The sequence below is a fragment of the Caballeronia novacaledonica genome (genome assembly GCF_900258035.1).
In the GTDB taxonomy this organism is placed as follows: domain Bacteria; phylum Pseudomonadota; class Gammaproteobacteria; order Burkholderiales; family Burkholderiaceae; genus Caballeronia; species Caballeronia novacaledonica.
This window is the reverse complement of sequence record NZ_OGTP01000025.1, coordinates 58,633-72,189: the sequence shown is the minus strand read 5'-3', so window position 1 is coordinate 72,189 and position 13,557 is coordinate 58,633. Positions and strand designations below refer to the sequence as shown.

Annotated in this window: 11 protein-coding genes; 5 read left to right on the top strand and 6 right to left on the bottom strand. The window is 64.7% G+C overall.

Annotated elements, in window-relative coordinates; translation table 11 throughout:
* Positions 1–42: 42 nt before the first annotated feature.
* From NOV72_RS26475 to NOV72_RS26460, 4 genes are all read right to left on the bottom strand, one after another.
* Positions 43–378: a hypothetical protein gene (locus NOV72_RS26475; protein WP_106857499.1), complete on the bottom strand. Its 336-nt coding sequence runs from the start codon at positions 376–378 to the stop codon at positions 43–45.
* A 100-nt stretch (positions 379–478) separates the two neighbouring features.
* Positions 479–1,579 (bottom strand): NAD(P)-dependent alcohol dehydrogenase, encoded by a 1,101-nt coding sequence (locus NOV72_RS26470; protein ID WP_106857498.1) that lies wholly within the window; start codon positions 1,577–1,579, stop codon positions 479–481.
* A 150-nt stretch (positions 1,580–1,729) separates the two neighbouring features.
* Positions 1,730–3,100 (bottom strand): TAXI family TRAP transporter solute-binding subunit, encoded by a 1,371-nt coding sequence (locus NOV72_RS26465; RefSeq protein ID WP_106857497.1) that lies wholly within the window; start codon positions 3,098–3,100, stop codon positions 1,730–1,732.
* Positions 3,101–3,187: 87 nt separating this feature from the next.
* Positions 3,188–3,772, bottom strand: a complete 585-nt coding sequence (locus NOV72_RS26460) for a ParB-like protein (protein ID WP_106857496.1) — start codon at positions 3,770–3,772, stop codon at positions 3,188–3,190.
* 140 nt (positions 3,773–3,912) lie between these two features.
* Here NOV72_RS26460 and NOV72_RS26455 point away from each other — a divergent pair, with 140 nt between their 5' ends.
* Positions 3,913–5,385, top strand: a complete 1,473-nt coding sequence (locus NOV72_RS26455; protein ID WP_106857519.1) for a mechanosensitive ion channel family protein — start codon at positions 3,913–3,915, stop codon at positions 5,383–5,385.
* On the opposite strand, the gene NOV72_RS26450 is transcribed toward NOV72_RS26455, so the two are convergent.
* Together NOV72_RS26450 and NOV72_RS26445 are read right to left on the bottom strand one after the other, a co-directional pair.
* Positions 5,382–6,050, bottom strand: coding sequence for a hypothetical protein (locus NOV72_RS26450; protein ID WP_106857495.1), 669 nt, complete (start codon positions 6,048–6,050; stop codon positions 5,382–5,384). The two genes, NOV72_RS26455 and NOV72_RS26450, sit on opposite strands and share 4 nt — an antisense overlap.
* The gene (locus tag NOV72_RS26445) at positions 6,028–8,169 is read right to left on the bottom strand and encodes an alkaline phosphatase family protein (RefSeq protein WP_106857494.1); all 2,142 of its coding nucleotides are present in this window, start codon (positions 8,167–8,169) and stop codon (positions 6,028–6,030) included. Before NOV72_RS26445 ends, NOV72_RS26450 begins: the two co-directional genes overlap by 23 nt.
* A gap of 269 nt (positions 8,170–8,438) precedes the next feature.
* Between NOV72_RS26445 and NOV72_RS26440 the strand changes: the two genes are divergently transcribed.
* From NOV72_RS26440 to NOV72_RS26425, 4 genes are all read left to right on the top strand, one after another.
* On the top strand, positions 8,439–9,992 hold the full coding sequence (locus tag NOV72_RS26440) for a methyl-accepting chemotaxis protein (protein WP_106857493.1): 1,554 nt from the start codon (positions 8,439–8,441) through the stop codon (positions 9,990–9,992).
* Between the two features lie 34 nt (positions 9,993–10,026).
* Positions 10,027–10,536 carry an NUDIX domain-containing protein gene (locus tag NOV72_RS26435; protein ID WP_106857492.1) on the top strand — a complete coding sequence of 170 codons (510 nt, stop codon included), beginning with the start codon at positions 10,027–10,029 and terminating at the stop codon, positions 10,534–10,536.
* A 92-nt stretch (positions 10,537–10,628) separates the two neighbouring features.
* Positions 10,629–12,044, top strand: a complete 1,416-nt coding sequence (locus NOV72_RS26430; RefSeq protein WP_106857491.1) for an MFS transporter — start codon at positions 10,629–10,631, stop codon at positions 12,042–12,044.
* Between the two features lie 94 nt (positions 12,045–12,138).
* Positions 12,139–13,557 (top strand): inorganic phosphate transporter, encoded by a 1,419-nt coding sequence (locus NOV72_RS26425; RefSeq protein ID WP_106857490.1) that lies wholly within the window; start codon positions 12,139–12,141, stop codon positions 13,555–13,557.

The following is a 13,557-nucleotide window of genomic DNA, read 5'->3' as shown; positions in this document are numbered from 1 at the left end:
GCGCAGCGTTCGATCACGCATCCGCCGAAGGCACGCCGGCCCTCAGCCTCCGAAAATGCGGCCGAGATCGCCGGGTGTGTACGACCCGACGGTCAGCACCTGGTTTTTCGCACCGTCATACATGATGAGGCCGCACAGGACGTCGCCGAATTGCGGTCCGTAGGCGTCGAGCGCGCTCTCCATGAGCAGGTTGTCCGCGCCGGTAATCGGTCCGACTGCGGAGAGCGCGAATTTCAGGTCGGGCGCCTTGCTCAGGAACGTGACGAGCTGCTCCGAAGTGGAAAAGAATCTCGGAACCTTCAGACCGGAAGGATCGACCGACTCAAGCAGGGCGCGTTTCGCTTCGTATAAGCCTGTGCCGGCTGCGTACAAGATCATGGCCGTCCCCTTTGTGACCTCGATTGAACCGAAAGATAGCACTTCCGGCGCGTCATTTCCGCCATTGTGTTGGCGTTTGCGGACGGACGGCCCGCGTCGCTCAGAACGGTTTGATCGCCACTTTGAGCACGCCGTCCCGCTGATTGGCAAAGAGATCGTATGCGGCGACGATATCGTCCAGCTTGTAATGATGCGTGACCAGCGCGCCAAGCTCGACACGCCCGGACCGGATCACGTTCATGAGACGCCTCATTCGCTCCTTGCCGCCGGGGCACAGCGCGGTGTTGATCTTGTGGTCGCCGAGACCGGCGGCGAAGGCGCCGAGCGGAATCGTCAGATCGGACGAGTACACGCCAAGACTCGACAGCGTGCCGCCCGGCTTGAGAATGCGCAGCGCCGATTCGAACGTGCCCTGCGTGCCGAGCGCCTCGATCGACGAATCCACGCCGCGTCCGCCGGTGAGCTTGAGGATTTCGTCCACGACATCGCAGTTCTTGAAGTTGAGCGCGACATCGGCGCCCATCTTGCGCGCCATGTCGAGGCGATGATCGTTGCCGTCCACCGCGATGATCGTGGTGGCGCCGAGCAGGCGGGCCCCCGCCGTCGCGCACAGGCCGATCGGCCCTTGCGCAAACACGGCCACCGTGTCGCCGATCCGGATGTTGGCGTTCTCCGCGCCCTTGAAGCCCGTGGACATGATGTCGGGGCACATGAGCACCTGCTCGTCGGTCAGGCCGTCGGGGATCGGCGCGAGGTTCGCCTGCGCGTCGGGCACGAGGACATATTCGGCCTGCGTGCCGTCGATCATGTTGCCGAAACGCCAGCCGGCCGTCGCCTTGTAGCCGTGACAGCCGCACTGGCCGCGAGCGATCAGATAGCTGCCGTCCTGCGACGCGACGCCGTCCTGCGCGGCGTAGGAGTTGAAGTTGGGACAGATGGCGCCGGCGATCACGCGTTGACCTTCCTCATAGCCCACGACCGCGCTGCCCAGTTTTTCGATCACGCCAACGGGCTCGTGTCCGACCGTCAAGCCCTTGGCGACGGGGTATTCGCCCTTCAGGATGTGGACGTCGGTGCCGCAGATCGTGGTGGTGGTGATGCGCACGAGCGCGTCGTTCGCGCCGATGCCGGGGATGGGTTTGTCGGCGAGTTCGATACGGCCCGGCTCGATGAAGACAGCGGCTTTCATCATTTCGGTCATGAATTTCTCCTTCCGGTTAAGGACTTCGGCACAACGTGAGTGATCCGTACTGCTTGCGAAAGATCGGCGCTTCACCGCGTGGCCGGAACATCTTACGCTTCGACTAAAAGGCGCTGTTTGATCCAGCGCATGCTCCACACGATGCGCCGGTCAGACGTCGCCGGTGCGTCGCAATGCCTCGACCTGCGAGCGCACATAGCTGATGTGTTCGCGCAGCGCGTAGAACGAGTCGGCGTAAGCGAGCGGCATTCGCAGCCTGTTGAGGTCTTTCTCGATCTCGTCGAGCTTCGTGGCGAACCTGACGTAATTCGATTCGGACGGATCGCCGAACACGCCGCGTTCCAGCGCAACCAGTTCGCCGTAGCGCCGATAAAAACGCGACTTGACGCGCCACGCATAGAGCGGCGGCAGGTATCGCAACGCCGGCACCAATACGACGACGATCGGCACCACCAGCACGATGAGCCGGTCCGCGAGGCTCGCGAGCCAGAACGGCATGGTCCTGTAGACGAAACTCTTGCCGGACTTGTAATAGCGCGCGGCATCCGGACTCAACGGGAAGTCGTGCGCGACCGGCGCGGGAAACTCGCCCGCGTCCTGCTGGAGGCCCGCGCCGCCGTGGACCTCGCCGGCCGCCTCGATGATCAGATCCGACAGCGCGGGATGCAGCGTGTCCCGCGCGACCAGCTCGATGGTCGTCTCGATGGTTTTCGTGGATTCGGGAGGAAGGTTGTCGGCGAGATCGAACGCGCCCATAGGCACTTCGAACTGGCTCAGAAACGGAAAGGCGCGTGTGTAGGCCTTCGCTTGCGTGAAGTCGAAAAGGCGGATGTCGGCGGTGCGGATCATTTTCTGCATGAGCGTGTCGCGCGCGGAATCCAGCCTCAGGAAGGCCGCGTCGATCGTGCCCGCGAGCAGCGCATTCACCGCGTCCTCGCCTTCGATCGGCAGCATCCGTGCGTTCTTGTTGGCTTCGACGCCGTTCGTCTTCAGCAGCAGGAGCACGATCTGCCGCGTGCCGCTGCCTTCGCGGCCGATGGCGAGCCGCTTGCCCTTGAATTCCGAAAGCCGCGTCAGCACGGGCCCGCGATAGAACACGAAGAGCGGCCAGTTGCTGACGGTGCCGAGCGACATCAGACCCGCGTGACGCGTATCGGGCGAGAGCACGTTCGAAACGCTCGTGAGCCCGCTCTGCACGAAGCCGAGATCCACGCGGCCGGCGGGATCGGCGAGCCGCGTGAGGTTGTCCAGCGTGCCCGTCGACGTCAGCACGTTCAGCGTCACGCCGTTGCGCGCGAGAATCTCCTTGTACTTTTCAGCGACGAACCAGAAGCGGCTGTATTCCGGACCGGAGGAGATCGTCAGCGTATCGGGCGGCGCGGGACGGATGAGGCGTATCGCGACCCAGATCACCACGACGATCGCCGCCGCCATCACCGCGACGGAGACGGCCAGATCGGGCCACGAGACGCCGAAGCTCCCGCCGCGGCGAGATTCGGGCGCGTCCGGCGAATCATCCATGTTCGGCGCAGGTAGTTTGACCTTGGGATCAGGTGCGGCAACTGCTTAAGGAAGATAGGCGACGCCACCGGCGGAGTAAAGTCCGCATCAGCCGATGAAGCCCGGCAAGCCCGCGGCGGCGGCGCTGCGGGCGAGATCGCGCGCGCGTGGGACGAGCGCGTCGAATTGCGCATCGTCGTTCGGTCGGGGGAAATGCGCGCGAAAGAAATCGGCCCAGCGGAAATCGGCGAGCGGCACGTCGGTCTTTTCATAGCCGCCCGACGCGCGCGCGAAGGCCGCGAGACTGCGGAACTCGTCGTTCACCGCGTCCCACATGTGCACGGGCATGTCCTTGAACGCAATGCGCCGGCCGTCCGCGTCGTAGGGATAGACCCACGCGTGGTTTTCCATCGCGAGCCAGAATGCGGCGTGCGTGAGCGACGACCAGTCCCTCACGAGCACGAACGGCACTTCCTTCACGCCGATACGCGCCAGCGCGCACGCCACATGATGATGGTCGATCACATACGGCTCGCCGGCCGGCCCGAACACCACGTCGATCGGTTTCTCCGCGATCGCCATCTCGAGATCGTGCGCGCTCAATGCGCGATACCGGTCGACCTTCAGCCGGATCTGACGCTCGCCGTGCGTCATCTGCGTCGGATGCAGCCGGTCGATGCGCAGCGTATTCATGGCGTCTTCCCGAGAAGTGAGGCATCGAACGTTCGGGCAAACCGCGTTCCCGGTCTCGCGTCACGCCCGCAAAAACATCAGACCAAAAAATGACGGCCTGCAAGTTGTATTCTTCGAAAGTCGCCGATTCGGGAGCGTCCGTGAAATATCCGCTGATTCTGGGCTACGCCATCGTCGCCGTGGACCTCGTCGTGTGGCGCGGCCGGCTGCCTGCGCATGACCTCGCGCGGCTTTTCATCAGGCTCGCGCTCTTCTTCGCGCTAAGCTGGATACTTTTCACCACCGGCCTGAGCCCTTTCACTCAGGCGCCCGATTTCGGCGCGATCGAGCTTCACTGGCTGGGACAGCTTCTGGAAATCATCTGGTGGCTGATGGGCGCGCGTCTGCTGTCTCTATCACTCGACACCTTGCTGCTGCCGCGCGCATGGCGCAAGCAGCGCCTGTTCTCGGACGTGTTCGGCGCGGTCGTGTTTCTCGCCGCGGCCGTCGCCGCGCTCGGCTTCGTGCTGGAATTGCCGGTGCGGGGGCTCGTCGCCACGTCCGGCGCGCTCGCCATCGTGCTGGGCCTCGCGATTCAGAGCACGCTGAGCGATGTATTCGCGGGCATCGTCATCAACACGACGGAGCCGTATGCGGTCGGCGACTGGGTGACGATCGACGACGTCGAGGGCAAGGTCATCGAGATGAACTGGCGCGCGACGCATCTGCTGACCGGTCAGGGCAACACGCTGATCGTGCCGAACGCCGTCGCCGCGAAGGCGAAGATCACCAATAACAGCAAGCCGGGGGACGTCCACGGGCTATCGATCGTTCTGGAGATCGAACCCGAGGCGCGGCCAAGGACCGTGCTCGACGCTTTGGAGCGCGCGCTCACCGGCTGCGAGATCATTCTCGCGTCGCCGGCGCCGTTTGCCCGCATGAAGCGCACCACGGCAAACTCGGTGCAGTATGAGGTGATGGCCTTCGTCGACGACATGAACAAGAAGCTGGCCGCGTCCAACGAACTTTTCGACCTCTGCTATCGGCATCTCGCGGCGGCATCGGTCGTGTTGCGCGCGCTCGGCGTGCCGGCGGCGAGCGTCAATTCTCGTGACGGAAGAGAGGCGCTGCTGACGCGCGTGAGCCTGTTCGACAGCCTGTCCGGCGACGAAGTATCGAAGCTGGCGAAGCGCCTCACGCGACACGAATATCAGGCGAATCATCAGGTCCTCGCGCCCGATACCGTGCCCGACAGCCTTTCGATCGTGCACTCCGGCACGCTGTCGGTGTCGATCATGGAAGGGACGAGCAATCGCGAAATCTCGCGCATCGGGCCGGGAGAGGCGTTCGGCGAAGCGGGCCTGCTCGCCGGGCTCGCGATGCGCGTGTCCATCACGACGCTCACGCCGTCGGTGCTCTTCCAGCTCGGCAAGGACGACATGACGTCGTTCCTCAAGGACCATTCCGAGGTCGCGAAGCAGATGTGTCAGTTGCTGGCGTATCGGCAGGACAAGCTCGGCAAGCTCACGACGCCGATGCCCGTCGAGCCGGAAAAAGACCACTCGCTGTTTCACTGGCTGGTCGCGAAGGTCTGGAACGTGCACTCGCTGCACGACGACTCGAAGAGCAGCTAGTCGCTGTCGATGTCGGCGTTCGCGTCGTTGCGCACGAATCCGGCGTCGTTCAGCCGGAAAGTGTCCGGCGCGATGCTGCGCCGGTCGACGGCCGTCACGCGCCATACTTCGCCGCGCGACGCAGACCAGATCACGATCGGCAAGCGCTCGCTCTGGCTCCAGCAGACGCGATGCGCCGCGTCGCCCTGGCGGATCTCGTACCAGCGGCACTGCGTGACCGGCGCGTCGAGTTTCGGCGGCGCGCTCGCATCGGCGATCCGATACTCGCCGACCGGATGCCGCAGTCCGTGCGCCAGATCGAACCAGTCGATGAAGCGCCCGAGCCGCACCAGATTGTTCCGGTCGATGCGCGTCGTGATGCGCTTGCCGTAATCGACGACGATCATCTGGAACTCGCCGGGATCCGCCGCGTCGCGAATGACGTACGTGTCGAGCGCGTCGTCGGTGCGGCGGCGCAGGCGCGTCTGGCCGTCGCGCCAGATCTGCATCGTGTGCGGTCCGTCGTTCGCGACGAAGCGGACCTTGTAGTACAGGCTAGCCGGTTCGCCTTTGACCGAGAACACGGACTCGAAGCTCGAATCGCGCGGCGCCGCCGACGCGTTCATCGACGCCGCCATGCAGACGATCAGCGCGATGCGCGCCTTACTGGCGAATGGCCTTTGCATAATCGAAATAGCGGTACGTCTTGTTGTCGACGGTCAAATCCTTGACCGCCAGATTGATCGTGTAGGTGCCCTTCGCGAGCGACGTATCGGCGGTGGCGCCGGTCGGGTCCGTCGGCAGTTCGAAGCGCAGGCCGGTCGCGGGCGCGGGCGGCGTGATCGTCGATGCCGCGACCTGCGGGCTCGCATTGCCCGGCGGATTCTGCAGCGACTCGTTGATGATGCGGCCATCGGCTTGCGGCATCGACAGGCCGAGCAGATGCGCGACCGTCGGCGCGACATCGACGTTGCCGGTCGGCGTGCTGACCACCGACGAAGTCTTGAACGACGGCCCGTTCGCGATGAGCGTGTTGTGGACGTCGTTGGTGCCAAAGCTGCCGTGCATGCCGCGCTGGCCGCCGACGCTCTCGAACTCGATGCCGGGCAGCCCTTGAACCGTCGTCTGATCGTCCCACGTGAAGCTCGCGACCACGTCGGGCTGGCCGTTGTTCTGGCGCGTGGCGTTTTCCAGATTGACCATCGACATCGGCAGCGTGCCGGGCAGATTGCCGTAGCGGCTATCGAGGAAGATCGCGCCGAATTCTTCGCGCTGCTGAAGTATCTTCACGAGGTTCTGCACCGTCGCGGCGTCGTGCCCCGGCACGTAGAAATAATCGGAGCCGCCGTTCGCCGCGATCACGATGCCGTTCGCCGGCAGGCTGCCGGGCGCCGGCACCTTGAAGCTCGCGACGGGCGTGGGCAGCGTCGCGCTGATCGCCTGATACTTCGTGTTGGCCGTGCCGCACAGCGCGCCGGTGGTATCGACCTTGACGGGAACCGTGGGCGCGTTGGCCGCGTTGAGGCCGTACATCGCGGACGTGACGCAGCCCGAGCCGTCATACGCCTTCATGCCGCGATACGTCAGCAGGTCGGCGGAGCGCACGTCGCCGGAGAACGAATAGCCGCTCGGATTCGCGCCGCCGAGCGTTGCCGCATCCGTGCCGCTCGTCGCCCCGTTCACGGCGGCGCCGCTCGGCGGCGTCGCCGAGGCGTTGATCGTGCGCAGCGGATAGAGCGCGAGCGGCCCCGACACCGTCGAATGCCCGTGATCCGAGACGACGATGACATTCGTCGTCGTATCGAGATTGTTGGCCTTGAGACCCGCCATGAGCTCGCCGAGGCGTGCGTCCTGCGAACGCAGCCCGGCCTTCATGTTCGGCGTGCCCGGACCGTAGCCGTGCTCGACGTTGTCCGGCGTGCGGAACCAGATGAGCGAGAGCATCGGCTGCTTCTTCGGCAGGATGTATTGCGTGTACACGGACATCATGTACTTGTTGGCCGCATCTTCGGGCGCGCCTTGCGTCGTGTCGGTGCTGTCGCGCGCGGCGACGGTGGTTGCGCCCGCCGGATCGTAGGCGGTCGTGTTGAACGTGATGTAACCGGCGCGCGCGGTCGGGTCGCCGTTGCTGGCGGCGAGCGTCACCGCGTCCGCGCCCGAGTAGCCGAACACCGTGTTCTTCGGCAGCGCGATGTTCGCGGCCTGCAGCTCGGAGACGAGGCTGCGCGGCAGCACGCTGTTTTCGTCGAGGAAATAGCCGCCGCGACCGAGATCCTGAATGTACGCCGCGCCCGATTTGCCGATGGTCGCCGTCGTGATGCCCGCCGACTGCGCCGTGGCGAACAGGCTCTTGACGAGCAGAAGCTGGCCGCCGTAGTAGTTGTTGAGCGTGGTCAGAACCTGATAGTCCTCGGTGAAGACCGGATCGACATAGTCCTGACTCGTGCCCGCAGCCGAGCTGCCGACCGGAATCGTGTTGCCCGCACCCTGCGGCGGCGTCCAGAACGTGTTGCCGTAGAAGCCGCTCGTCTTCGGGAACGATCCCGTGGCGAAGGACGATCCGTTCATCATCGTGAACGTGGGGTAGGTCGAATGGTTGTCGGCGAAATTGACGCCTGCCTGACGCAGCGCATACAGGTTCGGCGTGTCCTGCTGCGTGACCGAATCGGGACGCAGGCCGTCCCAGACCATGATGACCGTTCGCGTGGCTTGCGGCGGGTTGGGATTGTTGGAATCGTGTCCGCCACAGCCGAAGAGCATGGCGCTGCCCGTCACCGCTGACAACCACAAGTGCTTGCGTGTCATCACTTCGCTCCGATTTGAGCTTCGTTGGGTCAATCGAGGCTAAGACCGCAACATTACAGTTCCGTGACCCGGAGCCGAAGAACGTAGGCGTCGAGTGAATTTTCGCAAGGCGAACGCAATGTCCACGATTTGATCGTCGCGCGGGCGCATTGGTGTGAAGCGTGCTTCGGTCGGACGAATGTCGAAGGCTCTCCAGTTTTCTTCGGGATTGCCGATAACCAGCGATCCGCATCCAACGGCGCTCACCGCGTCCATCCTTACTTACCCCGATGAAGCTCAGCCTCAAAATCCCTCTCGCGTTCGCCGCCGCGCTCGTTCTCATGCTGGCCGGCGCGCTCTACGGCATCTTCGCGCTCAACGGTTCCATCGATGCCTATCGCACCGAAGTGGCCGCCAACGTCGCCAATGAGCGCATGGTTTCGGAAATGCTCGTCACGTTCAAGCTGCAGGTGCAGGAGTGGAAGGACACGCTTTTGCGCGGCAAGGACCCGGCCAAACTGGAGAAATACTGGAGCGCGTTCGAAACGCGCGAACGCGCGGTGAGCAAACTCGCGGACGAACTGAAGCGCACGCTTCCGGCGGGCGAAAGCCGCGATCTGGTCGAGCGCTTCGCGTCCGCGCATGTCGCGATGGGCGCGGGCTATCGACGTGGTCTTGAAGCATTCAAGGCTGCGGACTTCGAACCTTCGGCGGGCGATAACGCCGTCGCGGGCGTCGACCGCGAACCGGCCGCGCTGCTCGCCGAGGCGGCGAAGAAGATCGCCGCGGACAGCGCGCGCGTCTCCGCCCGCGCCGACCGCGACGCGCGACAGGCGTCGTTCGCGAGCATCGCGCTGATGCTCGTGGTGCTGATGCTCGCGCTGATCGGCGGCTATCTCTTCAGCCGGAGTGTGTCGCGCCCGCTCAATCGCGCGTTGGGCTGCGCGCAGGCCGTGGCGACCGGAGACTTGTCGCTCGAATTCGATGCGCGCGGCAAGGACGAAATCGCCGAACTGCTCGCGGCGCTCAAGCACATGCAGACGAGTCTCGCGCAGGTGGTCGGACGCGTGCGCCACAGCGCCGAAAGCGTGGCGACGGCGAGCGCGCAGATCGCGTCGGGCAATCTCGATCTGTCGTCGCGTACGGAGGAGCAGGCCGCGTCACTGCAGGAGACGGCGGCCAGCATGGAGGAAATCACCGCAACCGTGCGGCAGAACGCGGAGCATGCGGCGGCGGCGTCGTCCGTCACGCAGAGCGCGTGGCAAACGGCCACGTCCGGCGGCGAAACGATGGAGAAGGTCATTCAGACGATGCACGGCATTTCCGAGAGCGCCGGCAAGATGGGCGAGATCATCGGCGTCATCGATACCATTGCGTTTCAGACCAACATCCTCGCGCTGAATGCGGCGGTCGAGGCCGCGCGCGCCGGCGAGGAAGGGCGCGGCTTCGCGGTCGTCGCGGCCGAAGTCCGCTCGCTCGCGCAACGCAGCGCATCGGCGGCGAAGGAGATCAAGGCGCTCATCGGACAATCGACCGATCGCGTCGAAACCGGAGCCGCGCTCGTGCGCGACGCGGGCGGCATCATCGCCGATATCGTCGGTTCCGTGCAGCGCGTGACGGGCGTCGTGGGCGAGATTTCGGCGGCGTCGGAAGAGCAGCGCAGCGGCATCGAGCAAGTCAATCTCGCCGTGACGCAAATGGACGAGGTCACGCAGCAGAACGCCGCGCTGGTCGAAGAGGCATCCGCGGCCGCGCATGCGCTTGCGGAACAGGCTGCGTCGCTGCGTGATGCGGTCGCAGTGTTCAGGCTGCGCGGCGACATGGCTCAAGCCGTGTCGGTATGATTCGTGGCACCGATAAAACCCAAGGAGGGCATTCATGCCGAGCATCGAGCAAGCGCGACCGGGCAGGCTCATCGATTCTGTCTGGCGCGTGATGTTTCGCGTCGCATTCCCGCTCGCTCGCGCATGGTGGACTCTTCGACGGCCTCATCATGAAGGCGCGTTGATCGCCATCTACGTCGGGCAGGCGCTTCTGCTCCTGAAGTCGTCGTACCGGTCCGAATGGAACTTCCCCGGCGGCAGCGTTCACGCGGGCGAGACGCCGCACCAGGCGGCGCTGCGCGAGATGGAGGAGGAGATCGGTCTTTCGCCGCATGGCTTGATCGCCGCGGGCAGCGCCAGCGGTATCTGGGACGGACGACGAGACACCGTGCATTTCTTCGAGTTGCATCTCGACGCCATGCCCGCGTTGCGGCTCGATAACCGCGAGATCGTCGCCGCGCATCTGGCATCGCCGGAGGAACTGCAAGGCATGGCGCTGACGCAGGCTGTCGCTGCGTATTGTTTCGCCAAACGCAACGGCACCGGCCAAGTCTCCGCGATGTAACGTGCCTCGTTCAGCCGATGACGGCCGCGCCGCCGGATCGCACCGGGTCGCTTCTGTCATGATGTAGGGGCTTGAGCGAACCCAAGGTAGTCATGTCACATCTCGAAAAAGAGAAAGCGAACGCCGGTGCGAACCAACTTGCGCACGAGGACGAAGCACGCGGAAATGCGTCACACAGTAGCGAAACCGGTGAGGAGCACGACGCGTCGGCGGTCGGCCGCACCGGGCCGCTGAACGAAGCGGCGCTGCTGGGCCGCAAGACGCCGCCGTGGCCGGACTCGGCGGCGGCGAATCCCGGTCACGACGCGCGTGCCGGCACGCGCGGCACCGTGCGCGCGCTGGCCGGACTGCTGTTCGGACTTGCGTTGCTCGTCGCGGGCAATGGCCTTTTTCAGACGCTGATTCCCCTGCGCATTCTCCAATCGGGCTATTCGACGTTCGTCACCGGTCTGATTCAGTCGAGCTATTACGCGGGCTTCATCCTGGGCGCCATGATCAACCGGCGGCTCATCGACCGCATCGGGCAGCATCGGACCTTCGTCGCGTTCTCGGCGGCGGCCTCGATTCTCGCGCTCGCTTTCGGCGCGGCGCAGTCGCCCTGGGTGCTCGGCGGCGTGCGCCTTCTGACGGGCGTCGCGTTCATGGGCCTCTATACCTCAGTCGAAAGCTGGCTCAACGGCACGGTCGAGAACGAGAAACGCGGACAGGTGTTCGGCCTGTATGCGGCCATCAACTATCTGGCGGTCGGCAGCGGACAGTTTCTGTTGAATGTCGGGGCGGGGTCGGGCGCGCAGCAGTTCTCGATCAGCGCGGCGCTCTTCGCCGCGGCGGTGCTGCCGGTCACGCTGATGGAAGGCTGGCCCGCGAAAGTCAACGACGCGAATCTCGATCGCGTGCCCGCGCGAACCTGGGGCGAAAGCCTTCGCGAAATGATGGCCCTTGCACCGCTCGGCGTGCCGGGCTGCATTCTCGCCGGCTTCATCTACAGCAACTTCTACGCGCTGATGCCCGTTTATCTGCAACGCTCCGGCTTCACGACGGAAGAACTCGCGACGTTCATGGGCGTCGCGCTCATCGGCGCGCTGCTGCCTCAATATCCGATGGGCCGGCTCTCGGACCGCATCGACCGAAGGCGTCTCGTCTTATGGACGTCGTCGGTCTCGGCGATACTCAGCGTCATTTTGTTCTGCTTCGACTTCCGTATCGTCACATGGTGCGCGACGCTGGCTTACGTCGCCGTGACGTTCACGCAGTACGGGCTCATCGTGTCGCACGTGCAGGACCGCACGGAGTCGCATCTTCGCGTCGCCGTGTCCGCGACATTGCTCGTGCTTTTTTCACTCGGAGGCATGACGGGACCGACGCTGGCTTCCGCGCTCATGACATTCATCGGGCCGAGAGGGCTGTTCCTGTTCGACGCGGTGTCGTGCGTCTTGCTCGCGCTCAGTGCGAGACACGCGCTTCGCGTGGCCGCGAGGACATCGACAGCCGGCGCCGAGCCGAACTGAAGCCAAGCGCCGTTCACAAAAATTTCACGCACGCGGGCACGTAACTGGCGCGATGTGGGGGCAGCCACCGCCGTGGCGTCTTCGGAACGCGTCCATGCTCGCTCACTTCGCTCCTTCATCGACGATCGTCATCGCCTTACTGATCGTGTGCCTGATCATGGTGCTCGCTTTCGAGGCGAGCAACGGATTCCACGATTCCTCGAACGCGGTCGCGACCGTCATCTATACGAATTCGCTCAAGCCGGTGCCCGCGGTCGTCTGGTCGGGCGTCATGAACCTTGCGGGGGTTCTCATCGGCGGGATATCGGTGGCATTCGCGCTCGTCAGGATTCTGCCGCCCGACGTACTGACGCCGCCCGATGGCTCGCCCGCGGTCCCGATGCTCGTGTCGATCTTCGCATCGGCGCTGCTCTGGAACGTCCTGACGTGGTTCTTCGCGATCCCGAACAGCAGTTCGCATTGTGTGATCGGATCGTTGATCGGCGTGGCGGCGTCGGACGCGCTGCGCAAGTCGCGCGATCTTGCGCAGGGCGTCGACTGGCATCAGATCATCAGCGTGCTGAAGGCGCTGGCGATTTCTCCGTTGCTGGGATTCGTCATCGCGGGCGGCCTTTACTGGATTCTGCGCAAGATCGTGCGACGTGGCCATCTGCTCGAACCGCCGCGCGATGGTAAGGCGCCGGTGTGGTGGCTGCGCGCGCTCCTGATCACGACATGCACGACGGTCAGCGTGTCGCACGGCACCAACGACGGACAGAAGAGCATCGGTCTCATCATGCTCACGATCATCGGCCTGCTGCCGGCGACGTACGCGCTCAATCCCCAGGCGACCGGAGCGATGAAGCGGTTGAGCGAGTACGGCGCGCAAGCGATACCGCTGATCTCCCAATACGGCGACGATGTGAAGGCGCAGGGGCTCAAGGCGGCGCAGGCGCTTCAGCGCGGACAGCCGGACCTGCAGCGCGAAGCCAACGCGCTCGATTCCCATCAGCAGAATCAGAACCAGAACCAGGGCGACGAACGCGCGACGCGGGCGCAATTGCGCGGCTACGTGTACGACGTGGCCTCGGAAATGAAATACGTCAGCGAGCAAAAGGGTGTGCCCGAACCGCAGCGCAAGCAGGCTTCGTCGTTGCTCAAGGAAATGAGCGGGCCGGTCGAATATGCGCCGTGGTGGGTGCGCGTGCTGAGCGCGGTGTGTCTCGGCGTCGGCACGATGGTCGGTTATCGGCGTGTGGTCCGCACACTGGGCGAGCGGCTGGGGCGCGAGCACATGACGCCGGGACAAGGCGCGAGTTCGGAACTCGTCGGCTCCGTGCTGATCGGGACGGCGGGCCTGACGGGACTGCCTGTCAGCACGACGCATATCATCACCTCGGGCATCGCGGGAACGATGGCCGCAAGCGGACAAGGCGTTCAGGGCGGCGTGCTCGTTCGCATCGGATTGACGTGGCTCGTCACGCTGCCAGTCACGATCCTGCTGGCCGGCGGGCTGTTTTATGTGCTTTCCTGA

Excerpts from the sequence above, each read along its gene's own strand:
- NOV72_RS26465 (WP_106857497.1), bottom strand. The coding sequence starts at position 3,100 with ATGGATGATTCGCCGGACGCGCCCGAATCTCGCCGCGGCGGGAGCTTC.
- NOV72_RS26425 (WP_106857490.1), top strand. The coding sequence starts at position 12,139 with ATGCTCGCTCACTTCGCTCCTTCATCGACGATCGTCATCGCCTTACTG.
- NOV72_RS26470 (WP_106857498.1), bottom strand. The coding sequence starts at position 1,579 with ATGACCGAAATGATGAAAGCCGCTGTCTTCATCGAGCCGGGCCGTATC.
- NOV72_RS26440 (WP_106857493.1), top strand. The coding sequence starts at position 8,439 with ATGAAGCTCAGCCTCAAAATCCCTCTCGCGTTCGCCGCCGCGCTCGTT.
- NOV72_RS26475 (WP_106857499.1), bottom strand. The coding sequence starts at position 378 with ATGATCTTGTACGCAGCCGGCACAGGCTTATACGAAGCGAAACGCGCC.
- NOV72_RS26450 (WP_106857495.1), bottom strand. The coding sequence starts at position 6,050 with ATGCAAAGGCCATTCGCCAGTAAGGCGCGCATCGCGCTGATCGTCTGC.
- NOV72_RS26430 (WP_106857491.1), top strand. The coding sequence starts at position 10,629 with ATGTCACATCTCGAAAAAGAGAAAGCGAACGCCGGTGCGAACCAACTT.
- NOV72_RS26460 (WP_106857496.1), bottom strand. The coding sequence starts at position 3,772 with ATGAATACGCTGCGCATCGACCGGCTGCATCCGACGCAGATGACGCAC.
- NOV72_RS26435 (WP_106857492.1), top strand. The coding sequence starts at position 10,027 with ATGCCGAGCATCGAGCAAGCGCGACCGGGCAGGCTCATCGATTCTGTC.
- NOV72_RS26445 (WP_106857494.1), bottom strand. The coding sequence starts at position 8,169 with ATGACACGCAAGCACTTGTGGTTGTCAGCGGTGACGGGCAGCGCCATG.